21 protein-coding genes and 1 tRNA gene are annotated in these 21,783 nt (G+C 69.7%); 19 read left to right on the top strand and 3 right to left on the bottom strand.

The window, feature by feature from the left end; all coding sequences use genetic code 11:
- Positions 1 to 4: 4 nt before the first annotated feature.
- On the bottom strand, positions 5 to 790 hold the full coding sequence (locus LHJ74_RS11560; RefSeq protein WP_260217819.1) for an SDR family NAD(P)-dependent oxidoreductase: 786 nt from the start codon (positions 788 to 790) through the stop codon (positions 5 to 7).
- Positions 791 to 1,294: 504 nt separating this feature from the next.
- On the opposite strand from LHJ74_RS11560, the gene LHJ74_RS11555 reads away from it, so the two are divergent.
- The 12 genes from LHJ74_RS11555 to LHJ74_RS11500 all read left to right on the top strand — a co-directional run bounded on the left by LHJ74_RS11555 (position 1,295) and on the right by LHJ74_RS11500 (position 11,320).
- Positions 1,295 to 1,807, top strand: a complete 513-nt coding sequence (locus LHJ74_RS11555; RefSeq protein WP_260217818.1) for an ATP-binding protein — start codon at positions 1,295 to 1,297, stop codon at positions 1,805 to 1,807.
- On the top strand, positions 1,804 to 2,223 hold the full coding sequence (locus LHJ74_RS11550) for a hypothetical protein (RefSeq protein WP_260217817.1): 420 nt from the start codon (positions 1,804 to 1,806) through the stop codon (positions 2,221 to 2,223). Before LHJ74_RS11555 ends, LHJ74_RS11550 begins: the two co-directional genes overlap by 4 nt.
- Positions 2,224 to 2,374: 151 nt before the next feature.
- A complete protein-coding gene (locus LHJ74_RS11545; protein WP_260217816.1) occupies positions 2,375 to 2,581 on the top strand; it encodes a DUF5999 family protein in 207 nt (68 codons plus the stop codon).
- Complete coding sequence (locus LHJ74_RS11540) at positions 2,578 to 3,228, top strand: hypothetical protein (protein WP_260217815.1); 651 nt, start codon at positions 2,578 to 2,580, stop codon at positions 3,226 to 3,228. The genes LHJ74_RS11545 and LHJ74_RS11540 overlap by 4 nt, the downstream gene beginning before the upstream one ends.
- 57 nt (positions 3,229 to 3,285) lie before the next feature.
- On the top strand, positions 3,286 to 3,804 hold the full coding sequence (locus LHJ74_RS11535) for an NUDIX domain-containing protein (RefSeq protein WP_260217814.1): 519 nt from the start codon (positions 3,286 to 3,288) through the stop codon (positions 3,802 to 3,804).
- 6 nt (positions 3,805 to 3,810) lie between these two features.
- Entirely contained in the window at positions 3,811 to 4,212 is a 402-nt protein-coding gene (locus tag LHJ74_RS11530) for a hypothetical protein (RefSeq protein WP_260217813.1), read from the top strand.
- Between the two features lie 595 nt (positions 4,213 to 4,807).
- On the top strand, positions 4,808 to 5,305 hold the full coding sequence (locus LHJ74_RS11525; protein WP_260217812.1) for an HAD-IA family hydrolase: 498 nt from the start codon (positions 4,808 to 4,810) through the stop codon (positions 5,303 to 5,305).
- 236 nt (positions 5,306 to 5,541) lie between these two features.
- A complete protein-coding gene (locus tag LHJ74_RS11520) occupies positions 5,542 to 6,165 on the top strand; it encodes a hypothetical protein (RefSeq protein ID WP_260217811.1) in 624 nt (207 codons plus the stop codon).
- Positions 6,162 to 8,213 carry an aminotransferase class I/II-fold pyridoxal phosphate-dependent enzyme gene (locus tag LHJ74_RS11515; protein ID WP_260217810.1) on the top strand — a complete coding sequence of 684 codons (2,052 nt, stop codon included), beginning with the start codon at positions 6,162 to 6,164 and terminating at the stop codon, positions 8,211 to 8,213. The genes LHJ74_RS11520 and LHJ74_RS11515 overlap by 4 nt, the downstream gene beginning before the upstream one ends.
- Positions 8,206 to 9,267, top strand: a complete 1,062-nt coding sequence (trpS, locus tag LHJ74_RS11510) for a tryptophan--tRNA ligase (protein ID WP_260217809.1) — start codon at positions 8,206 to 8,208, stop codon at positions 9,265 to 9,267. The genes LHJ74_RS11515 and trpS overlap by 8 nt, the downstream gene beginning before the upstream one ends.
- A gap of 20 nt (positions 9,268 to 9,287) precedes the next feature.
- The gene (locus LHJ74_RS11505) at positions 9,288 to 10,358 is read left to right on the top strand and encodes a phosphotransferase family protein (protein ID WP_260217808.1); all 1,071 of its coding nucleotides are present in this window, start codon (positions 9,288 to 9,290) and stop codon (positions 10,356 to 10,358) included.
- Positions 10,355 to 11,320, top strand: a complete 966-nt coding sequence (locus tag LHJ74_RS11500) for an LLM class flavin-dependent oxidoreductase (protein WP_260217807.1) — start codon at positions 10,355 to 10,357, stop codon at positions 11,318 to 11,320. The genes LHJ74_RS11505 and LHJ74_RS11500 overlap by 4 nt, the downstream gene beginning before the upstream one ends.
- Positions 11,321 to 11,333: 13 nt before the next feature.
- Here the strand turns inward: LHJ74_RS11500 and LHJ74_RS11495 are convergent, their stop codons facing one another.
- Together LHJ74_RS11495 and LHJ74_RS11490 are read right to left on the bottom strand one after the other, a co-directional pair.
- Positions 11,334 to 11,567 carry a hypothetical protein gene (locus LHJ74_RS11495; protein WP_260217806.1) on the bottom strand — a complete coding sequence of 78 codons (234 nt, stop codon included), beginning with the start codon at positions 11,565 to 11,567 and terminating at the stop codon, positions 11,334 to 11,336.
- 112 nt (positions 11,568 to 11,679) lie between these two features.
- A tRNA-Arg gene (locus tag LHJ74_RS11490) sits at positions 11,680 to 11,752 on the bottom strand.
- 340 nt (positions 11,753 to 12,092) lie between these two features.
- Between LHJ74_RS11490 and LHJ74_RS11485 the strand changes: the two genes are divergently transcribed.
- The 7 genes from LHJ74_RS11485 to LHJ74_RS11455 all read left to right on the top strand — a co-directional run bounded on the left by LHJ74_RS11485 (position 12,093) and on the right by LHJ74_RS11455 (position 21,764).
- Positions 12,093 to 13,901, top strand: coding sequence for a dynamin family protein (locus tag LHJ74_RS11485; RefSeq protein WP_260217885.1), 1,809 nt, complete (start codon positions 12,093 to 12,095; stop codon positions 13,899 to 13,901).
- Between the two features lie 5 nt (positions 13,902 to 13,906).
- The gene (locus tag LHJ74_RS11480; protein ID WP_260217805.1) at positions 13,907 to 16,366 is read left to right on the top strand and encodes a GTPase; all 2,460 of its coding nucleotides are present in this window, start codon (positions 13,907 to 13,909) and stop codon (positions 16,364 to 16,366) included.
- A gap of 123 nt (positions 16,367 to 16,489) precedes the next feature.
- Positions 16,490 to 16,990, top strand: a complete 501-nt coding sequence (locus LHJ74_RS11475) for a single-stranded DNA-binding protein (protein WP_260217804.1) — start codon at positions 16,490 to 16,492, stop codon at positions 16,988 to 16,990.
- A 185-nt stretch (positions 16,991 to 17,175) separates the two neighbouring features.
- Positions 17,176 to 18,672: a thioester domain-containing protein gene (locus LHJ74_RS11470; protein ID WP_260217803.1), complete on the top strand. Its 1,497-nt coding sequence runs from the start codon at positions 17,176 to 17,178 to the stop codon at positions 18,670 to 18,672.
- A 261-nt stretch (positions 18,673 to 18,933) separates the two neighbouring features.
- Positions 18,934 to 20,598, top strand: coding sequence for an energy-dependent translational throttle protein EttA (gene ettA / locus LHJ74_RS11465; RefSeq protein WP_260217802.1), 1,665 nt, complete (start codon positions 18,934 to 18,936; stop codon positions 20,596 to 20,598).
- Between the two features lie 76 nt (positions 20,599 to 20,674).
- Positions 20,675 to 21,118, top strand: coding sequence for an acyl-CoA thioesterase (locus LHJ74_RS11460; protein ID WP_375546720.1), 444 nt, complete (start codon positions 20,675 to 20,677; stop codon positions 21,116 to 21,118).
- A complete protein-coding gene (locus LHJ74_RS11455) occupies positions 21,090 to 21,764 on the top strand; it encodes a DUF8185 domain-containing protein (protein WP_260217801.1) in 675 nt (224 codons plus the stop codon). The genes LHJ74_RS11460 and LHJ74_RS11455 overlap by 29 nt, the downstream gene beginning before the upstream one ends.
- Positions 21,765 to 21,783: the final 19 nt, after the last annotated feature.

Here is a 21,783-nt window from a genome sequence, read left to right as displayed (position 1 = left end):
GGGGTCAGTAGCCGTCTGGAGTGGGGGCGTTCTGTGCCCGGTCCACGGGGATATTGGTCCCTGAGACCCCCGTGGCGTGGGCTGAGAGAAGGAACGCCACCACTTGGGCGACTTCGCGTGGAGCGACCAGGGCTCCTCCAGGGAACTCCTCTGCGAAGGCGGCGAAGGCTGCCGGGTCCTCGCGGCGCATCCGGTCCCACCGTTTGCCGGGGATCAGCATGGACCCGGGTGAGACGGCATTGACCCGGATACCGTCCGGTCCCAGTTCGCGGGCCAAGGAGGCCGCGAGGTGGATCAGAGCCGCCTTCGCAGCCCCGTACTGGGCTTGTGGTCCCGGTTTCCACCCGCTGACCGAGGCGATGAATACCACCGACCCTCCGCCGGCCGCCCGCAGATGAGGGGCGGCTGCTGCTGCCAGTCGGACGCTGTGGCCGACGTTCAACTCCCACGTAGCCGACCAGTCCTCTGGCGCTGCCTCTTCCAGGCCCCGACCTTGCGCTCCTCCGACGCAGGCGACAACGCCGTCGAGACCGCCGAAGGCTTCGCCCGCCTGCTCGACGAACCCCTCCAGCCTGCCCGCTTCCCTCACGTCCAGGGAACCGGTGAGCAGCTGACCGGTCTCTGCGGCATGGCCTCTCAGGGAATCCGTGCGACGAGCGCACGCTGCGACGAAAGCGCCCTCGCCGAGAAGCAGCTGCACAACCTCCTGCCCCAGACCGCGCGAACCGCCTGTCACGACGAAGCGCTTTCCGCGCAGCCCTGCCTTGTCTGGCTGTGATTTCACGATCATGGCCGCACCCCTGTCTTCACTCACCTTGCGGTCGTCAGGCTGATTGTCGCCGCAGGTCAATGCCGGTATATCGGTAGGCAGCTTCGCACTCGTGCTTCTTTCAGTCCTGAGTTGTCGACCGCCAGGACCACTTTGTGCAACCCGTATGCAACCTGCGTGCACGTAACCACCCGCAGCGCAGGCTTCCAAACCTCCCACTCCAGCGTTTGTCTGGTGGCACACCCCGCCGTCCCCGCCAAGATCCACCTCCGACGGTGTCCACCCATCCTTGTGAAACGAAAGGAACCAGCCGGTGACTGTCCAGACGGCCCCCCACGCTGGCAGTGATGTGCGTCGTTCTCCCGGTGAACGCTGGCGGTGCGGTCGCGAGATTCCCTCGTCGGTGCCGCCGATCGACGTCGAGATTCCGCTTCGGATATTGCACGGGCTGCACAGGGTCTCCATGGATAGGCCGGAGGAGCAGACACTCACGGCTCCCCGGTCGGCTATGCCGGGAGGCTCACTGTGACCCGAGGGCCCGCTCCTCTTGCCTGGGAGGTCACATTCCCCGCCGACACGGCGTGCCTGTCCGCTGTGCGCCGAGTGGTCTGGACGCGTCTGAGGCGGTGGGGCACGGACCGCGAGACTGCTTCGGACGCTGTGGTCGTCGCAAGCGAGTTGTTGGCGAACGCGGTTCAGCACGGCAGCACCACGGGCGACCGGGTGAGGTTCCGGCTCGCCGTGAACGAGGGGCAGCTGCGCATTGCCGTCTCCGACGCCTCACCCCGGCCGCCCAGGCGCCGTCAGCTCGATGAGGAGGAGGAGCGCGGGCGAGGGCTGTTCCTGGTGGAGGCGCTGGCCACGCGGTGGGGTGTGGAGCCTGCCGGCGGCGGCAAGCGCGTCTGGGCCTCCCTTCCGTTCGCTTCCGTGCCGTTCGCTCCCGCGACGGGCACATACGGCTGCCCGGCCACGCTGACGGCGGTCCACGCGACCCGGCAGCCACCTATCAACGCCCCTGTGAGGAAGTCCCCGTCGTGATGATTGTTCTGGCCGATACCGGTATCTGGGAACTGATGCCCGGCGAACCCGCTGCTCTGCGGCCGGGCCCCATCGCCTGCGTCCGTCTGGGCCTCGCTATCCGTACGCTGGGCGTGCTGCGCAGCCGTGGCGTCCGGATGGGCCCCGTGCAGCTGTGCGGCCTCCACAAGATGGTCCATTTGCCGGTGACCGAGCCCCGGTCCGGACTGCTGCTGGAGCGCGCCGGCCGCGCTGGATTGGCTCATACGACGGCCTGCCCCTACCGGGAGCACCTGGGGACGGTGCCCGATCACGGGCAGCTGTGGCTCCTGGACTCCCCGGACGCGGTAGAGGTCCGTACGGATTTCGGCGCCCTCTACGACGCCCTGCACATGCGCCCTGGCTGCCGTACCGCTCTCCGCACGACGGCGGCCTGAGTCCGCGCCGGGCCGCGGACGCGCTCTGCCTCCCCCGTGGCGGAGTGTTCCGTCCTCCGGTCCGGCGCCTCCCCCGGGGTCGGCCTCCCCTGCCGGCCCCGGGGACCCCTCCCCCTTTCCAAGCTTCACGTTCGTGCGACGGGAGATCGTCATGTGTGTGCATCAGCCGCCGTGTCCGACGGCGGACTCGACCGACCGGGAAGCCGCCCACCTGATGGCGCTCTTCCCTGAGCAGGGCTGGAGCTTGCTGTCAGACGGCAGCCTCCTCTTCGAGGACACCGGCGAGCTTCTCCCGGACGGCAGCGTTGTCGCTCCTCACCGGCCCAACCCGGCCGCCGAGCGGGGAGCCACCGCGTGAGCTGGCAGCCCCGCATACACAACGGGCTCCTCGTGCCCTACATCGCCTCCTGGACCGGCGAGGAGACACTCTCCGCACCGTTGGTGGGGCGCTTCGGCCCCTTGGGCGCGTTTCTGGGCTACGCCGACGAATCGCCGTACGACCGCGACACCTACGGAGCACTGTGGGTGCGCCAGACCCTCGCACCGGGCAAAGGCAGGCCCGAGTTCGCCTGCGTCCACGCCCTGAGGCAGCGCCACGCCACCGGTCATCTGCTGTGCCAGGTCTGCCGCACCTCCACCCTCAAAACCAACCGGCCGCAGCTGTTCCTCCTCAAAGACACCGGACATCCGGTGGGGGAGGGTGAACGCACCACCGCACCGCCGGTGTGCGAGCCCTGCGCATCCGTGGCGGCACGGGACTGCCCCCATCTGCGATCAGGGCATGTGGCGGCCTGGGTGGAGCGGTCACTGCCCTGGGGCGTCGCGGGAATCCTCCACGACCCCGAAACCCTCCTCCCCCTCCCCGGCGACGACCTCCCCCAGATCGCCTACACCGACCCCCGCATCCGCTGGATCCTCGCCGCCCGCCAAATCCTGTCCCTGCACGGCATCCGCGCGACCCACATCCGCCCGGCAGCCCCCGCATACGTGTCCCTCTCCGCCTGACACACCGCCCAGCCGTGGACGTCCCCGGCCTCTTCTGCCTGGAACTGGAGATCCGTTATGGCTCACGCCGATACCAGCCTCACCAGCCCTCCGCCGGTACGGATCGGCGCCCTCGCCCTGATCCTCTCCACCCGAGGTGAGGTGCTCATGGTCCGCCCCACCTACAAACTCGGCGGCTTCTACCAACTGCCCGGCGGCTGCGCCCACCACAACGAGCCCGCTCACCGGGCCGTGGTGCGCGAAGTCCGGGAAGAGACCGATCTCCTGGTCGCCCCGCAGCGGCTGCTGGTCCACGACTGGATCCCCGCCAATCCGGTCCGGGGCGCCGCCTGCGGACACAACTTCGTCTACTTCTGCGGCACCTTCCCCCACACCACCCCCATCCGCCTCCCGCCCCCTCCCTCGGACAACAGGCAGCCGGAGCTGGACGCCCACCAGTGGATCGCTCCAGAAGATCTGGGCCCGCACTGCGCGCCCTACCAGGCCCGCCGAGTCCACGCCGCCCTGAACGCCCACCACCACGGCACCTTCGCCGAACTCGCAGAGGGCCACCCCATCTACCAGGACAAGGAGTAACCCGCCATGCCCCGCCACACTCACACCGCCGCCAGGCGCAAGCCTCCGCCCGCGCAAGGCTGCGGAGACAGCCGCGAACCGACAGGCCGAGAGCCAGTGGTGTACGAGGCGCTCACGGTGGGAGAGGGCACGATCCGGATCGGCGACGTCGTCCACGTGCACGGCGCCGAACGCTCCGTGCGGAACATGCGCAAAGCCGCCGGAGGCAAGGTCCTGATCTTCGACGGCGGAGTGGTCTACCCCTTCGGTTTCCACATGTCACTCGACGCCCGCCGGGTCTACAGCCCGGACCCCACCCCCAGAACCGGCCCGGGCGCCGCTGGTCACGGCAGCCGGAGCCACCCTCACCTGCCACCACACGAGTGCGCCACCCCGGGACAACACCGAGCAGGGAAACGCATTTCGTGACACCTGTTGCCCCGGCCGAAAAGGGCATGCCCGCAGGACCGGAGGAGACCGGGGAAGGAGCAGGGCAGGTAAGGCGGAACCGGGGTAGCGGCGATTTGCCCAGGCCCGTGCACCGTCACCTGGCACCACCCACGCCCAGGCCGACGTTGAGCCGCACTCCGCCCCATTCGGTACCGCCGAAGAGCAGCCACAGATCAGCACCAGGGGCCAAGGTCACGGCGGCACCGACCAACGCATCTACCTGGCGCCGGTGCGCACCGGCGCCAGGACCGCGACCCGATCGCCCCGTGACAACCACGACACCCGCAGGAGGTTCCGTTGTCCCATCCGCTGCAGTTCGCCAGTCTGCTGGGCGCGCGAAAGCGCGAGGCCAAACACGTAGGGGCGAGGGGTCGATTCGAGCCTGGATCGCCCACGCAATGTGGCGTTCGGTTACTGTCCGGAGAGGATGTGTATCTGTGATGGGCACACAGGTGGGGTTGTCATGAGCCGGTCGAGGCCAGTCGTGCGCCGAACGCTGCTGCTGGATGCGTGCGGCGTGCTGTTGGGGGAGCCAACGCGCCCACTGTTCGCGGCGGTCGCAGCCTCCTGCGGTATGTCCTCAGAGGCCGTAGCCACCTTGTTCAAAGAGAGTTTCCGGGACGTGCTGTGGAGCGGTCGCATAGAGGAAGACGCCTTCTGGGAGGACTTCGCCACCGCATGCGGAGCAGAGCGTCCATCGCCTTCGTGGAGGGAGATCCTCGATACCGCCATGGGCGCGATGCCTGCCGTGCACCGTCTTCCGGTGTGGGCGCAGCACGCGCAGTTGACCGTGATTTCCAATCATCGGCACGAGTGGCTCCTGCCGCGTCTTGATGCCACTGGCGCCCTCGGCTATATCGATGCGGTGTACGTCTCCAGCAGCACGGGCCTGGTGAAGCCGGACCCGGCCGCTTATGCACATGCGTTGCGTGGCACGCAGCGGTCTCAGGTGCTGTACGTGGACGATCAGTTGAGGAATGCGACGGCGGCTGCAGCACTGGGCCTCCATACCGTCCTGGCGGACGGCGAGGGGCGCTGGCTGGGGGAGGTCGACTCGTGGCTGGCCGGATGAGTGGCCGTGTCGGGCGGGTGGTCGACCCCCGGTTCGAACAGCGGATGTCCATACTTGTCGCTGCGCTTGAGCCGGCTGTCGCGGATGTGCCGCGCAGTGGCAGGCAGTGGGTGTTCTACGGGAGCACGCCGCTGGGAAAAGCGCGCGAGGGAAGCGATGTGGACGCGCTGTTGTTCCACGACGGCAGCGTGAACCTCCCTCCGCACCGCCGGGGCGGCACGTGGGGAGCACGCCCCGTGACAATCTATGTACTCTCCCAGCAGGACGTTGCGGCGGATGGTCTGGAGCGCCGCTTCGGCGGGTACTTCACCCTCAAACTATTCAGTCCGTTCCTTCTCACCGACGGCCCGGTGCTTGAGAGCCACCTCGCAGGAAGCACCGCTCGGTTCTTAGGCCCCTTGGCGGCAGCCGCCTCGGGAGATACGGGCCAGGCCGTATACAGCAGCGATCAGCTGTTGGCGCACGGCTATCTGGCGTTCTTAGAGCTGTATCCGGACTTCGCGGGATACCTGGCGCGACTGGCCAGGGACCGAGATCTGTGGCTACGGGTCTGGGCGCATCAACTCCGCATGTATAACGAGGCGTTAGACACTGCCGGATATGTTGCTGCCTGCGGCGGCGGACGCTGGTCCTATACCGGGCTGCACGCTGTCGGCGATCTGGAGCGGGAGCGCGCCCGCTGCGCCGCACGGTTCTGGGCTTTCGGTGCCGTGTGCCACCAGGCAGACGCCGGTTTCCCCGACGCGTACTTCGCGAAGACGGACACGCACGCCTCGCACCGCGAACAGCGGCGGGCACGGGCACTGGTGCAGCGGATCGCGGAGGGCGGGCTGCGTGTGGAAGGAGGGGTCGCGGGGTGAGTGAGGTGGTCTCCCTGAGCGCCTGGCACGCGGCCTGCAACAGCCGGGCCGCCGAGGAAGCGCGCCAGCGAGTAAGGCAGTTCGCTCTACGGCCCGTCTCCCGCGACGGCTGGCCCTGGCGAGAACAGATCCCCCTTCCGGGGGAGGTGTGGGCATGGCAGCAGATCGGCGCGGGCGGCACCGAGGCGATCGGACTGAGGCAGTCGTTCCCCATACGGGTCGGGTTCGCGGGGGATCGCCTGCACCTTGGGCATCTAGGACTGGCGCGTGTGGCGGCACAACTGACTTCGGCGGGGGGTCGGCTGCTGGTCTTCGACTCCTCCGGATCAGGCTCCATGCTGGAGGGGTTTACGGCCGCAGTGCGGCATTACTCCGAGGCGCCGGCAGAGCTGGAGGTGTGCCGGGAGAGCCCCGCGCTGCGACAGACGCAGCATCAGGCGCTCGCCGAGCTACGGGTGGAGAAGCTGCGGCGCTTGTACGGCTGGGACGGGACGACCTCGGCGAGCGCCTTGTTGGACGTGGCCGCCATGCTGGGCTTCTTCCTGCACAGCCCGGGAGACTTCGGCGGTGGCGGGGTGGCACTGGTGGACACGTTGCAGGCGCCGCACAGCGCGTTGCTGCCTCGCCTGGCCCGTGCGATGGGCCGGGAGGCGCCGGTGCTCCTGTATCGCAGACTCTTCCCCAGCCTGCGCCGCGCTGGTGAACGGGGCAGTGTGCACGATGAGGCGTCGGTGGTGTTCGGTGACGACGATGAGACCACGATCCGGCGCAAGTTCCACAGCGCTGTCACGGGCGGACGGGATACCGCGCAGGCTCAGCGGGAACTCGGTGGTGAAGCCGTGCGGTGTTCTGCATTCGCCATGATTGAGCTCGCCTGCTCGCGGGTAGCGGCCCGCTCGGCGCTGGATCGGTGCCGCAGCGGTCGTGTGCTGTGTGCGGACTGCAAGGACGAGCACGCCGACATCGTGTCCGCGGGCGTTCGGGCCGCTGTCACGCCATCACTGCGTGCCGGGCAAACACCCCAGGTACGAGAAGCCGTCGCCGGGGCCGCCGGAAGCCTGCACCGGCCCCCGCGCAGGAGAACAGACCAGTTGGAAGAGCGCCTGGCCTGGGATACCGGCGTGAGAGCAGAACAGGTGGTGGCCGGGCACGGGTCTACTGAGGTCATGGACTGGCTCTTCGCTGCGCAGGCCCGAACCGGAGGCTCAGCTATAGCCACCGAACCCACATTCGAGCTCTACGAGCACCTGGCCGAACGGCATCGACTCGCCCACCACGCGGTGCCCTGGGACCGCGCCGAACTCGGCCACAATGTGCCCGCACTATCCGCCGCCATCGAAAAAGCAAACGACACCGTACTGTGCATCCTCGACATCCCACACACCGTTTCCGGCACGGTCCCCCGTTCCCTGCCTGAGCTGCTGCGCCCGATTCTGCGCGTTCTGCCCGAACGCGCCGTGGTGCTACTGGACATGGTGTCCGCTGACTACATGTGTACCTCGCCCGCTCTTACGCAACTTCTGGACTCGGATCCCCGCGTAGTCATCACCGGATCGCTGTCCAAGGCCCACTGCCTGCTCGGGGCCCGCGTCGGCTACGCACTCGCCGCTGCATCGCTCGCTGAGCGTCTGCGCAGTCGGCAACTGCCGTACGCCATGGACAGCCTGGCGCTGGCCGCCGCGGAGGCGGCGCTGGACGACGACACCGCGCGACAGCGGAACGTGGCTGCCTCCCATCAAGCGCGTGACCGACTCACCGCCTTGTTGCGACAGCTCGGAATACGCCACGCACCGAGTGAGGCGAACGTGTTGTTGATGGACCTGGGCATCTGGTTCACGCCCGTCGCCCGCCGTCTGGAGGCCAGGGGGGCACGCTACCGCGACGGCCGTCGGTGGGGACTCCCTGGCTGGATGCAGGTGAATCTGATCGACATCCCACACACGGACCCGGTAATCGATGCACTCCAGCAGACCGCCAGGGGCGACAATAACCACCTCGATCCCCGTCTGCGACGACCACGCGAAAGGCAAGCCCACCCTCATGACTGACCAGCGCATGCTCACGGGAGACCGTCCGACAGGGAAACTGCACCTCGGACACTACGTGGGGAGTCTCGCCAACCGTGTGAAGCTCCAGCACCAGTACGAAACCTTCCTGATCATCGCCGACCTGCACATGCTCACCACCAAGAACACTCGCGAGGACATCGCACAGATCTCCACGAATGCCCGCGACATGGTGCTGGACGAACTCGCCGCTGGTATCGACCCGGAGCGCTCCACCTTCTACCTCCAGTCGGCGATCCCTGAAGTCTCCGAACTCAACACTCTCTTTCAGAATCTGGTCACCGTGCCACGCTTGGAACGGGTGCCGAGCCTCAAGGACATGGCCCGAGACGCCCACAAGGAAGAGATGCCCTACGGCCTGCTCGGATACCCGGTACTCCAGGCTGCCGACATCCTGTGCGTCAAGTCCCACGTGGTGCCCGTCGGCAAGGACAACCACGCCCACGTCGAGGTCACCCGCGAGATTGCACGTCGCTTCAACTACCTCTACGGCGACGTCTTTCCCGTCCCCGACCTGGTCGAAAGCGACGTGCCCACGCTCGTGGGGACCGATGGACAGGGCAAGATGAGCAAGTCCATCGGCAACGTCATCTACCTGTCCGACAGCGAGGACGAAGTCCGCAAGAAGGTCGCCGGGATGTACACCGATCCCAACCGCGTCCGAGCCGACATCCCCGGCACGGTCGAAGGCAACCCCGTCTTCGTCTACCACGACGTCTTCAACGACAACCTTGCCGAAGTGGAAGACCTCAAGGACCGCTACCGGGCTGGGAAGGTCGGTGACGTCGAGGTCAAAGACAAACTCGCCGCAGCCACCAACCGCTACCTCGATCCGATGCGCGAGCGCCGAGCCCGTTTTGCGGAGCAGAGCGGGCTCGTCGACGAAATCATCGTCGAGGGCACCGAACGCACCCGCCGCGAGGTCCAGCAGGTCGTCTTCGACGTCCGCAAGGCCATGGGCCTGACCAGCGCCTACAACCAGCTACGCCGCAAGGCCGAGCGCGCACGCAAGAGCAGGGACACCCTCCAGTCTTGACATCGCACTTACGGAGGACCATGACCTCGGGCATACCGGTGCGGGAGTCGACCGGCTGCCGCACCGCCCGTATCGTTCGCACCCTCCACACCGGCTCCTCGGGAGCCACCGTCCGCATTTACCGACAGCCCAATGGCGAACTCCGAGCCGTCAAGAGCGCCGCCAACCCGCGCGTCCCGGCCCGAGCGCAGGCCGCCGCCCGCGAGACCATCCTGCCGTTCCTCGCAGGCCGCCTGCCCGAGGTCCTCTTCGCCGGCAGCATTCGGGGCATCGACACGCTGGTCACCCGCTGCCCGTCCCCCACCACCCTCGCCGACTCCGTGATCCGCTGTGGCACGGACGGTCCTGCACCGGCGGTGTGGCAGGACTTCGTCACCACTCTCTGCCGAGTGTGGGAGCTCTCCGGCCAGCCCGGCTTCGACCCGGAACTGGCCACCCGGAAGCACGCACTGCGCTGGCAACGCGGCACAGCCGGTCTCCACCACACCCTCCAGGCACACGGGTTGGAGGTGCCGCTGCGGGGCCACGTGTACGTCAACGGCTGCGACTACGGCTCCCTCGGACGGCTTCTCCAACGGCTCGCCCACATTCCGGCGCCACAAGTCCACGTGGCATGCCAGGGCGACCCTCAGCCGCGCAACATCCTCCTCGACGCGGCAGGCGGCTGGCACCTGGTGGACTGGGAATGGGCCGGACTCCACCAGGACTGGCGCATGATGATCAGCCACCTCATCGGCTGGTGGTACGTCGAGGACCTGCTCACCACCGCCTGCGGCGAGGCGCACGCAAGCCGGACCGCTCTCAGCTTGTCCTACCCGCCACCACAGGCAACACTCAGCCACGCCTGGTCCGCCCCGGTCGTCCACGCCTTCTCCCGCATGACCACCCCGCTCCACCGCGCACTGGACCTCACAGCCTTAGCCAGGCATATAGCGATGCTCCTGCTTCGGGAGATCCCACGCTCCCTCAGCACCGGCCGACACCACCTGCTCGCACCACTACTCGGAGAAGCAGTCCGACTCACCGACGCTACCCATCCGCTGCTGGAGCCCATCAGTCCTCAGCAGCAGCGCCCCGGAGCCTCCGCGTGATCACACTCGGCCTGGCCCTTCCACACTACGACGGCTTCTTCCCCGACCCCAGCATCACCGGTCCCGCCCGCACACGCGCAGCACTCGCCTACGCACAGCGTGCCGAAGCAGCCGGATTCCACCAACTGTGGGTCTCCGACCACCTGTGGCTCGATCCCGGCGACGGACGACGACGGCACACTCCCGACTGCTGGGCCCTTCTCGCCGCACTCGCCGCCAGCACCCACACCATCCGGCTCGGGTCCTTGGTCACCCCCGTGCCCCTGCGTGTACCAGCGCTCCTGGCCCATCAGGTCGCCACAGTCAGCGACGTGGCCGGCCCGCGCCTCGACGTGGGGCTCGGCGCCGGATGGCACGCCACCGAGTTCGCCGACGCCAAGCGCCCCTTCCCGCCCGCCGCCGCACGCCTCGCCGCCGTAGAAGAAGCCGCCAGTACCCTGCGCACCCGACTGGGCCCCTCTGCCCCGCCCCTCTGGATCGGCGGTAAGCGATCGGGCATCCTCGCACTCACCGCACGGGTGGCCGACGGCTGGAATATGGCCTGGGACCCCACTCCCGAAACCTTCTCCCAGCGCCACAAGACCCTCCTCGCCACCGCAGAACGCCACCGCACCCCAGGTGGCCTGCCGCCGCGTTCTTCGGTGGGGCTGACCACCGTCCTGGGCGCCGATGAGGAGGACCTGCGACGCCGCTGGCTCCGCCTGCGCCGGTGGGTACCCGCAGGACACCTCGACACCATCAGCTTCGAGCACTGGCGCCGCCGGGGCCTGATCGGCACCCCTGAACAGATACGCGCCCGACTCGCCACGTGGGAACAGCTCGGTGTCGATCACATCGTGTGCGCTCTGGGAATCCCGTTCGGACTCTTCGATGACGACCAGATCGAGCTGCTGGCCGCAGCCGTACAGCAGTCCGACAGGAGCCCGCTGCCGCAGGCCCCCAGTGAGGAAGAGGTCGAGTAAATGAACTTCCGTTTCAGCCTTCGAGTTCCTCCACGACCGGCCTCCTGGCCCCTGTGACTGACCGGAAGCGCGTAGCCGCCGTTGTTGGCCGAGCATCGGGGTCGTCGGCGGGCGGGGCGTAGTGGCGGAGGTAGTCGGCGAACCCATTTCCGGAGCGCTCGTAGACCCGGATCGTGGCCTCGGAGAGCTTGCGGGCCTTCAGGGAGCGGCGCCAGGACTTCACCAAGGGGAGCAGGTCGTATGCCATGACGGGACGCTACGCTCGAACGGCGGAACGCGAAAACACTTGGCCAATTAGCGCTGTGCATGAAGAGCGACGCGGCGCCTCACCGGCATAGTGCCAGGTGAGACGGTGTTTGTGCCCCCGGCAGGACTCGAACCTGCGGCCAAGTGCTTAGAAGGCACCTGCTCTATCCACTGAGCTACGGGGGCCGGTATCGGTCGCGGTCGGGCGGGCGTGCCCCCGTGTTGACCACGGCGAGGTCAAGGATAGGGGCCGAGGCGTGTCAGCCAGGTTGCTTCACCACCGCGACAGGTTGTGGAGGTTCCGTGAAGCGCTCCGATACTCGCAGGCTGCCGCTCGATCCGCAGCTTTTTTCGGCCCGCGTCGGTGGGGTGTTGCGCAGTCGTTATGGGTGATGTGTGGCCGAGGTGTGGGCCAGATGGGGCCAATGCGGCTATCGGTGGACGAATGCGCGGCAATTTCACGGAATGACGTGTGGATGCGCTTCAAAAAGGCTGCAAAATTGGGCATTCTTCGCGTGTGGCGATCTTGGAGGCACAGCCGGAGCTGCTGGACGCGTTGACCGCGCTGCGGGAGCGTGTCGCCGCCGCACGCTTTCCGCTGGATCTCCCCGGCGCCGAGCGCGCGCGCCGTTCCAGAGCGGAGCTGCTCGCCCAGCTCGACGACTATCTGATGCCCCGCCTGCGCGCCCCCGAGGCGCCGCTGCTCGCCGTGATCGGCGGGTCCACCGGCGCCGGAAAGTCGACGCTCGTCAACTCGCTCATCGGCCGCCGGGTGAGTGAGGCGGGGGTGCTGCGCCCGACGACACGGACACCCGTACTCGTCTGTCATCCCGGCGACGAGCCGTGGTTCGCCGGGGAGCGGGTGCTGCCCGGCCTTGGCCGGGTGTGGATGCCGCGCCAGGACGCGGCCTACGAGGGTGAGTACCACGGGGGTGACTACCACGCAGGCGAGCACTCGGGGACGTATGACGGCTGCGGGGCGGCCCAGGGCTCCGAGCGCGAGCCGGGCGGCGCCCCCCGGAGCGCGGACGAGCCCCCGCCCGCCCTGCGCATCGAGACGGACGACGCGCTCCCGGCGGGCCTCGCCCTGCTCGACGCGCCCGACATCGACTCACTCGTCGTCCATAATCGTGATCTCGCCGCGCAGTTGCTCTGCGCCGCCGACATCTGGGTCCTGGTGACCACCTCGGCGCGCTACGGAGACGCGGTGCCGTGGCATCTGCTGCGCGCGGCCAAGGAGTACGACGTCACGCTGGCGACGGTTCTCGACCGGGTGCCCCATCAGATCGCCGACGAGGTGTCCCGCCAGTACGGCGTGATGCTGGAGCGCGAGGGGCTCGGCGACGTACCCCGCTTCACCATCCCGGAGCTGCCCGAGTCGGCCGGCGGGTCCGGCCTGCTGCCCATGACCGCTGTGGCCGGGCTGCGCGAGTGGCTGGCGCGCCGCGCCGACGATCCGGCAGCGCGCGTGGTCGCCGCGGGCCGTACGGCGGCGGGGGCGCTCGCCTCGCTGCGCTCGCGGGTGGGGGCCCTGGCCAACGCGGCGGCCGCCCAGCACGCGACCTCCGTACGGCTGGCTCAGCACATCGCGGGGGCCTACGGGGAGGCTTCCTGGCGGGTCGAGCAGCGGATCGCGGACGGTGAGCTGCTCGCGGGCGACGCGGCGGCGCACTGGCGGGGCTTCCCGCTGGACAGCAGCGGCGGCGAACTGGTGGAGGCGCTCGCGGACGGACTGACGGCGCTGCTGGTCGGCACGGTCGCGGCGGCGGACGAGCGGGTGGCCGCCGCGTGGCGCAGGGAGCCGGGGGCGCCGGGTGGCGGCGGTGTCCGGGAGGGCAGGCGCGGTGGCGGACCGCGTGGTGGGCGCGGCGGCGCGGCGAGCGGCGTGAGGGCCCCAGTGGCCGGGGGCGCGGCGGGCGAGGACAGCAAGGGGCGGATCGGGGTGTTCGTACGCCGCTGGCGCCGCTGTGTCGATGAACTCGCCGAGGAGGCGAGTACGGCCGAGCGCGGCTCGGCGGTCGACGCGGAGGAGACCGCCGGGCTGCTGGCGACGGTGCTGCTGGGCGGGCGGCGTTCAGGCGGTGCGGCGGCGGCGCTGTCCGGCTCGCTGGGGGAGGAGCGCGCGGATCAGCTGCGGGAGCAGGGCGAGCGGCTGCTCGGCACCTGTGTGCAGCGGGTGCTGAACGGTGAGCGGGAGCGCTGGCTGGAACCGCTGGACGCGGCCGCTGCCACTACGGATCCGCAGGTCGAACTGATCGCCGCGCTGTCGTTGGTGCGCAGGAGCGAGGCGGCACGGCGGCAGGCGCCGCGCGCGCGAGCCAAGAGGGAGAGGTGAGGGCTGTGTCGTCTGCGGGTGTCCAGGAGGGTGGACCGGCGGGTGAGACCGGGGCCGGGGCAGAGGGCACGGTCATGGAAGGCACGGTCGTGGAGGGCGTGGTCATGGAGGAGGTGGTCACGGCGGGCACGGGCAGGGGGGACACGGTCGTGGGGGAGTGGCCCGTGGCGGAGTGCGGCCAGACCGGCCCCGACGGGCAGTCCGCACAGGTGTTCACGGCGGAGGCGCGGATCGGTGAACTGTCCGAGGACGACGCCGAGCCTGCCGCCCGGACGTTTGACGGGACAAGGGGCGAGGGTGCGGAGGATAGCACGGACGCGGAGCCTGGCGCAGCCCCGGACGGCCCTTCGGACGTCTCCGCTTCGGCCGGGCGCCCGGGCACGGCGCAGCGTGGCTGGGACGACGGCCTGATCGCGCGGCGCGCTCCCGGCGAGCAGGCGGGCGAAGACCCGCGGCCGGTGACGCGTGATGGTACGGAGGCCGACGCGGGTGAGTGGCCGGGCGGCAGTGCGGAAGGACCGGCGGCGGGAGCGCCTCCTCCCGAGCAGTCGGCCGCCGGCACGGGCGGGGCCACGCCCGGCGAGGCTCGGCGCGACGCCGCCCCCGCACGTGCGGCCGACGCCGCCGCCCCGGCCGGTGAGATCGGGGACGGCACGCTGACCCGGCGGTTGGGCGCGCTGCGCGAGCTGATCGGCCTGTCCCGTACGCGCCTGGAGAGCAGAGTCCTGGCGGAGCCCGTGCGGGTGCTGGACGAGGCGGGAGCGCGCGGGCGGCTGTCCCGCGCCTACACGACCGTCGCCATCGCGGGAGCGACGGGCAGCGGCAAGTCGTCGCTCTTCAACGCACTGGCGGGACGTGTGCTCTCCGAAGTGGGGACGCGGCGGCCGACCACCGCTCAGCCCGTTGCCTGCACCTGGGAGGCGGAGCGGGAGGGCGGCGCCGACGGGCTGCTGGACCGGCTGGGCATCGCTCCGGTCGTGCGCCGCCGCGTACGGGACGCCGAGCTGCACGGACTGGTGCTCGTCGATCTGCCGGACCACGATTCCCTGGCCGACGGCCACCGGGAGCAGGTGGACCGGCTGCTGGGACTCGTCGACGCGGTGGTGTGGGTGGTCGATCCGGAGAAGTACGCCGACGCCGTGCTCCATGAGCGCTACCTGCGGCCACTCGCCGGATACGCCGAGGTGACCTTCGTCGTGCTCAACCAGACCGACCGGCTGCCGGGGGACGCGGCCGACGCCGTACTCGACGATCTGCGGCGCCTGCTGGACGAGGACGGCATGGCCCTTGGCGAACACGGTGAGCCCGGGGCGCGGGTGCTGTCGACCTCGGCGCTCACCGGCGAGGGGATCGGCGAACTACGGGAGGAACTGGGGGCCTTCGCCGCCGCGAGGGAAGCCCCGGCGCGCCGTCTGGCGGCGGATCTGGACGGAGCGGCCGAGCGGCTGCGGCCCGCCTACGCGGACCCGGAGCTGACCAGGCGGTCCGGGCTCACCGAGCGCGCCAGGGAGGATTTCGAGGAGCGGCTCGCCTCCGCCGTGGGCGCCGCGGCGGCCGGGCAGGCGGCGGAACGGGCCTGGCTGCGGCACGCGGAACGCTCGTGCGGGACGCCGTGGGCGCAGCTGGCGCGGTGGTACGACGTGCGGCGTCAGGGACGGACGAGGGGCGCCTCCGGGCCTGCTGCTCCGTCCGCGTCCGGAGGCGCCCTCCCTTCCGTCATCCCTTCCGCTGTCGCTTCGGCCGAGCCTCCGCAGCTGGCCGCGCAGCGTGTGGCGAGGCCCGTACTGGCCCAGGCGGTACGGGAATTGGCGGCTCGCGCGGTGACGGGGCTGCCGGAGGCGTGGCGGAAGACGGTGCGCGACGCGGCCTGGCGCGGGGCGGAAGGGCTGCCGGAGGCTCTGGACGAGGTGGTGGACGAGGCGGCGCGCAGCAGGCAGGCGGCGCGGTCGGGAGCTGCCAGGGGAGTGGCGACGCGGGGCAGAGCGGCGGGACAGCGAGCGGCGGACAGGGCGCACACGCCCGGCGCCACGGGAGTGCCGGGCGCGCCGGGAGCAGCACCGGCCGGAGGTGTGCCTTTTGGCGGGGAGCCGCCGCCTCCGGCGCGGATGCCGCGCCCCCCGTGGTGGACGGCCGCCACGGTGGGCCAGGGGCTGCTGCTCGCGTTGCAGGTGCTCGGCGTGGTCTGGCTGGTGGGCGCCGCCGCTGGGGCTTATCACGGAGCGCTGTGGGTGCCCGCCGCCCTGGTGCTCGGAGGTGCGCTCGGCGGGCCGATGCTCGCCTGGGGGTGCCGGGCTGCGGCGCGGGGGCCCGCGAGAGCGTACGGGCAGGAGGAGGAGCGGCGACTGCGGCGGCTGGCTTCCGGCTGCGGACGTTCGCGGGTGCTGGAGCCGGTGGCGGCGGAGCTGCTGCGTTACCGGGAAGTGCGGGAGCAGTTCGTGATCGCGGCGGGGGACGCGGAGGTGTGAACTACCCGGTCGGGTGACGGAGTTGTCCACAACCGGCCGGTAGTCCACATGCTTGAGCGGGGATCGCCCGATCCGTGCACGATGGTGCCACCGAGACGGAGGACATCAGGGGGAGCGGTTCGTATGTATGAGGCGCATGTGACGGTCGTGGGAAACGCCGCGACTCAGGTCGAGTTCCGGACTACGGATGCCGGGCTCCCCTTCGCCTGGTTCCGGTTGGCGAGCACCGTCCGCCGGTTCGACCGGGCGCGGGGCGGCTGGGCGGATTCCTACTCCAGCTTCTACACCGTCTGGGCGAGGCGTTCACTGGCCGCCAACCTCTCCTCGTCGGTCACGATCGGCGAACCGCTGATCGTCCAGGGTCAGTTGCGCGTGCGCGAGGGCAGCCGTGAGGGGCGTGAATCCGCCTCGGTGGATCTGCTGGCCTCCGCGATCGGACACGACCTCTCCCGTGGCACCTCGGCGTTCGTGCGGGTGAGCCGGGCCACCCCGGGGCTGACGCCGGACGGCTCGGGTGAGCGAAGGCGACATCCGGTGGCCGAAGTGCCGACGGAGGCGCGGGGAGCACCGGAGGCACCGGAGGCACCGGAAGCCAAGGTTCCGGATCTGCTCACCCCGTCATGAACCTCCCGGTCCGCCGGATTTCGCGATAACGATTGCGAGTCGGAAAGCTTGCCGGGCGGCATTCATGGGGATTGTGGTGCGCTCGGTCTTTACGATCCGACGGGTACTTACGGGGTTGAGAAGATCTGTGCGGCGAGGTTCACGGCTCCCCACCGGCCTGTTCGTCTCGCCCGGAGGAGAAGAGCATGACTTCTGTACGCGGACGGGGCTTTTCCCGTCTCGCTGGCACGCTGCTGATTCCTGGTCTCCTGGCGGCCGGTGTGCTCGCCGGAGCAGGGACGGCGGCTGCCGATGATCTGGGCTCTCCGCACGGCGGTGCCGACGCGACGCTGAATGGCCTCAAGAACTTCGATCAGGCCGCCGTCCGCAAGGACGGCGAGGACGTGAGAATCGGTGCGGGCCTCTTCGAGATGTCGGTGGAGGACGGCGGCACCCTCCAGAGCTACAGCGTCGACGTCCACAACCCGGCGCAGGAGCGGGACCTCTACCAGGAGGTGCCGTGGAGCGCCTCCTCGCTGCATGACAACCCCGACGCGGGGAAGATCCGCTGGATACTGCGGCACTCCTACCCCCAGGTGAATGACCTCGCGAAGCTGTCGGAGCTCTCCGGCGCCGGGCAGCTCTCCCGCAACACGGCCGCGGCGGGCACCCAGGTCGCGATCTGGCGGTTCTCGGACGGCGCCAAGGTGAAGGCCGCCGACCGGGCCGCGGAGAAGCTCGCCGACTACCTCCAGCGGGCGGCCGAGGGCCAGGCGGAGCCGAAGGGCTCACTGACGCTCAGTCCGCCCGCCGTTTCCGGCAAGGCCGGTGACCGGCTCGGGCCGGTCACCGTGCGCACCAGCGCCCCGAGCGTCATCGTCGCTCCGTCACCGGACGCTCTCTCCATGGGGGTGAAGGTCGTCGGCGCCGACGGCAAGCCGGTGACCTCGGCCAAGGACGGCACCAAGCTGTACTTCGACGTGCCCGCGGGGATCGACCCCGGCTCCGCCTCGCTCACGGCGCAGACCGCGACCACGGTCCCGGTCGGCAGGGCCTTCACCGGCACCGGCGAGCACGCCAACAGCCAGACGCAGATACTCGCCGGGTCCAGCCAGTCCACCATCTCCACGAGGGCCGGCGTGAACTGGGCCGACGGGGGTGCGATACCCGCCGTCACCGCCGAGAAGAACTGCCGCGCCGGCGGCGTGGATGTCACCACGACGAACAAGGGCGACGACGCCTTCGACTTCACCCTGGCCGGAGAGCAGTACGAGATAGCACCCGGTGAGACCAGGACAATGACGGTTCCCGTCCGGGAGGGCCAGTCGTACCGAATCAAGGTTTCCGGGTCGGACGGCTTCGAGGAGACCTTCTCCGGCGTGCTCGACTGCGAGACTGCGAGCGAGGTGCGTCAGGACGAGGGGCTCACTCCGCAGACCGGCACGGGTACCGTCAGTGACGGTGGCGCTGACGTCACCGCCACGACCGGTGGCAGCCCGCCCGGCCTGGCCGAGACCGGGGGCGGCAGCAACACCCCGTTGATCGTGGGAATAGCCGCGGGCCTCGTCGTCGTCGGCGGCGCGGCGATGCTGTTCGTGCGGAAGCGGAGGCCTGCGGCGGCGCCGGACGCCCCCGACGCAACGGACGCCTCCGACGCAACGGACGCCTCCGACGCGCCGGACGCGCCGGAGGCGGATCGTTAGGGCTCATCCGGAACAGCTCGCACCTGAGCTGTGTTGTCACAGGGTGAGCGGTAAGCGGAGTGCCTTCCGGGCCCGGCCCGGAAGGCGCCCCTGGCGCTTGCGCGGTGCCGAGGGACCCGTGGCGCAGACCGCCCCGTTTCCGGGTTCGTGCTGGCGTGCGGCAAGATGGGTTCATCTGCCCGTACGCGGCGAGCCCGCACAGCGGCGGCGCGCGGCGCGCGGTCGCGTATCGATACCTACCAGACTGCCGGACGGTTTCTCTTGGCTGAGTTCATCTACACCATGCGCAAAGCGCGCAAGGCGCACGGCGACAAGGTCATCCTTGACGATGTCACCCTGGACTTCCTGCCGGGGGCGAAGATCGGCGTCGTGGGCCCGAACGGCGCGGGCAAGTCCACGGTGCTGAAGATCATGGCCGGGCTGGAGCAGCCGTCCAACGGTGACGCCTTCCTGCTCGCCGGGCACAGCGTCGGCATCCTGCTCCAGGAGCCCCCGCTGGACGAGAGCAAGACGGTCCTGGAGAACGTCCAGGACGGTGTCGCCGGGATCAAGGGCAAGCTCGACCGGTTCAACGAGATCGCCGAGGAAATGGCGACCGAGTACACAGACGCCCTGATGGAGGAGATGGGCAAGCTCCAGGAGGATCTGGACCACGCGAACGCGTGGGACCTGGACGCCCAGCTCGAGCAGGCGATGGACGCCCTCGGCTGCCCGCCCGGCGACTGGCCCGTCGTCAACCTCTCCGGCGGTGAGAAGCGCCGCGTCGCGCTGTGCAAGCTGCTCCTGGAGCAGCCCGACCTGCTGCTCCTGGACGAGCCCACCAACCACCTGGACGCCGAGTCCGTGCAGTGGCTCGAACAGCACCTCGCCAAGTACCCGGGCACCGTCGTCGCCATCACCCACGACAGGTACTTCCTGGACAACGTCGCCGAGTGGATCCTCGAACTCGACCGCGGCCGTGCCCACCCCTACGAGGGCAACTACTCCACCTACCTCGAGAAGAAGCAGGCCCGTCTCAAGGTCGAGGGGCAGAAGGACGTCAAGCGTCAGAAGCGCCTCAAGGAGGAGCTGGAGTGGGTCCGCTCCAACGCCAAGGGGCGTCAGGCCAAGTCCAAGGCGCGGCTGACCCGTTACGAGGAGATGGCGGCCGAGGCGGAGAAGACCCGGAAGCTGGACTTCGAGGAGATCCAGATCCCGCCGGGCCCGCGTCTGGGCAGCATGGTCGTGGAGGTCGAGCACCTCAGCAAGGCGTTCGACGACAAGGTGCTGATCGATGACCTGTCGTTCACGCTCCCGAGGAACGGCATCGTCGGCGTGATCGGTCCGAACGGCGCGGGCAAGACCACGCTGTTCAAGATGCTCCAGGGCTTCGAGGACCCGGACTCCGGCTCCATCAAGGTCGGCGACACGGTCAAGATCTCCTACGTCGACCAGTCCCGCGCCAACATCGACCCCAAGAAGACCCTGTGGGCTGTGGTGTCGGACGAGCTGGACTACATCAACGTCGGCCAGGTCGAGATGCCTTCGCGCGCGTACGTCTCCGCGTTCGGCTTCAAGGGGCCCGACCAGCAGAAGCCCGCGGGTGTGCTGTCCGGCGGCGAGCGCAACCGTCTCAACCTGGCGCTCACCCTCAAGCAGGGCGGCAATCTGCTGCTCCTGGACGAGCCGACCAACGACCTCGATGTCGAGACCCTGTCGTCGCTGGAGAACGCGCTGCTGGACTTCCCGGGCTGCGCGGTGGTCGTCTCCCACGACCGCTGGTTCCTGGACCGCATCGCCACGCACATCCTGGCGTACGAGGGCGAGAGCAAGTGGTTCTGGTTCGAGGGCAACTTCGAGTCCTACGAGAAGAACAAGATCGAGCGGCTGGGCGCGGACGCCGCCCGTCCGCACCGCGCGACATACAAGAAGCTCACGCGCGGCTGAGAAGCTGCTGTCTCACTCCGGCAGGGATGAGGCCGATGGCCTGGAGAACGACGGCGCAGAGAGTGATGGTCTGAGCGTGCGGCATATATTCCAGTGCTTCCTGCGCTGGTCGGACATGGATGCCTTCGGGCATGTCAACAACGTGGTCTTCCTCCGCTATCTGGAGGAGGCACGGATCGACTTCATGTTCCGGCTGGCGCGGGAGGCGGCGGAGTCTCCGACCGCGGCCGAGAACTCCTTCCAGGGAGGCTCGGTCGTGGCCCGGCACGAGATCGACTATCTGCGTCCGCTGGTGCACCGGCACACGCCGGTGTCGGTGGAGACCTGGGTCACCAAGATCGGCGCGGCCTCGGCGACACTGGACTACGAGGTCAAGGACGCCGAGGCGGTGTACGCCCGTGCGCGGACGGTCATCGTCCCCTACCTTCTTGAAGAGGCGCGGCCCAGGCGGCTGACCTCCGAGGAGAAGTCATTTCTGGAGGGGTATTTTGATGACAGCGCCGCGTCTGGTCTTCGCTGACCCGGGAGAGGCCGGCGCGCTGGCGGACTTCCTCGGGCGTCTGCTGCGCTGGGAGAAGGGCGCTGCCGTCCGGCTCCAGGCGGGCGCCGGGGTGCTCGGCGTGTTCGCGCGCCCCGCACGCTTCGAGGTACTGGCCGTGCTGACCGCGCGGCTCCTGGAGTCGGCGGAGCTGGACGCCACGGTCTCTGCCGGTGAACTGCTGGAGCGCGTGGACGAACCGAGCGAGTCGGTCACCGTGCCGGATGAGGTGACCGGCCCCGCCTGGGCCGGTCTGCTGCCGCCGCGCCACGGCTGGCAGGTCTCGGCCGAGCTGCCAGCCCGTGCGGTGCGGGAGGCCGCGGCGGGCGCCGTCGCGGAGTTCCGGGACCGCACCGAGCGGCTGACTCCCGAGCAGCGCACCCGCGAGACGCTGGACGCGATGGCCGAGGAGATCTGGGAGCGACCGCTGAGCGGTACCGGTGTGCGGCTCCGTGTCGCCCACGCGGCGCAGGCGCTCGGCTTCCTGCGGGACGCGTCCGCGCCCGTTGCGCTCTACGGTTCGGGGAACTGGCTGCGGCTGCGTACCCCGTACGGTTCGGTGATCGTGCGCGGTGCCGCGGGGGCGGGGCGGGGGCCGGGTCTCGGCCTGAGCGTCACACCGGTCTGAGCGTCACACCGGTCTGAGC

Origin of the sequence: Streptomyces gossypii (assembly GCF_025165795.1) — a bacterium.
Taxonomy (GTDB): Bacteria; Actinomycetota; Actinomycetes; order Streptomycetales; family Streptomycetaceae; genus Streptomyces; species Streptomyces gossypii.
Note: the sequence above shows the minus strand (reverse complement) of the source record. Positions and strands in the feature narration are given on the sequence as shown.

What these genes read in the sequence shown, in the direction of transcription:
- LHJ74_RS11560 (WP_260217819.1), bottom strand. Translation starts at nt 790, where the DNA reads ATGATCGTGAAATCACAGCCAGACAAGGCAGGGCTGCGCGGAAAGCGC.
- LHJ74_RS11545 (WP_260217816.1), top strand. Translation starts at nt 2,375, where the DNA reads ATGTGTGTGCATCAGCCGCCGTGTCCGACGGCGGACTCGACCGACCGG.
- LHJ74_RS11535 (WP_260217814.1), top strand. Translation starts at nt 3,286, where the DNA reads ATGGCTCACGCCGATACCAGCCTCACCAGCCCTCCGCCGGTACGGATC.
- LHJ74_RS11530 (WP_260217813.1), top strand. Translation starts at nt 3,811, where the DNA reads ATGCCCCGCCACACTCACACCGCCGCCAGGCGCAAGCCTCCGCCCGCG.
- LHJ74_RS11525 (WP_260217812.1), top strand. Translation starts at nt 4,808, where the DNA reads ATGTCCTCAGAGGCCGTAGCCACCTTGTTCAAAGAGAGTTTCCGGGAC.
- trpS (WP_260217809.1), top strand. Translation starts at nt 8,206, where the DNA reads ATGACTGACCAGCGCATGCTCACGGGAGACCGTCCGACAGGGAAACTG.
- LHJ74_RS11505 (WP_260217808.1), top strand. Translation starts at nt 9,288, where the DNA reads ATGACCTCGGGCATACCGGTGCGGGAGTCGACCGGCTGCCGCACCGCC.
- LHJ74_RS11495 (WP_260217806.1), bottom strand. Translation starts at nt 11,567, where the DNA reads ATGGCATACGACCTGCTCCCCTTGGTGAAGTCCTGGCGCCGCTCCCTG.
- LHJ74_RS11475 (WP_260217804.1), top strand. Translation starts at nt 16,490, where the DNA reads ATGTATGAGGCGCATGTGACGGTCGTGGGAAACGCCGCGACTCAGGTC.
- LHJ74_RS11470 (WP_260217803.1), top strand. Translation starts at nt 17,176, where the DNA reads ATGACTTCTGTACGCGGACGGGGCTTTTCCCGTCTCGCTGGCACGCTG.
- LHJ74_RS11455 (WP_260217801.1), top strand. Translation starts at nt 21,090, where the DNA reads ATGACAGCGCCGCGTCTGGTCTTCGCTGACCCGGGAGAGGCCGGCGCG.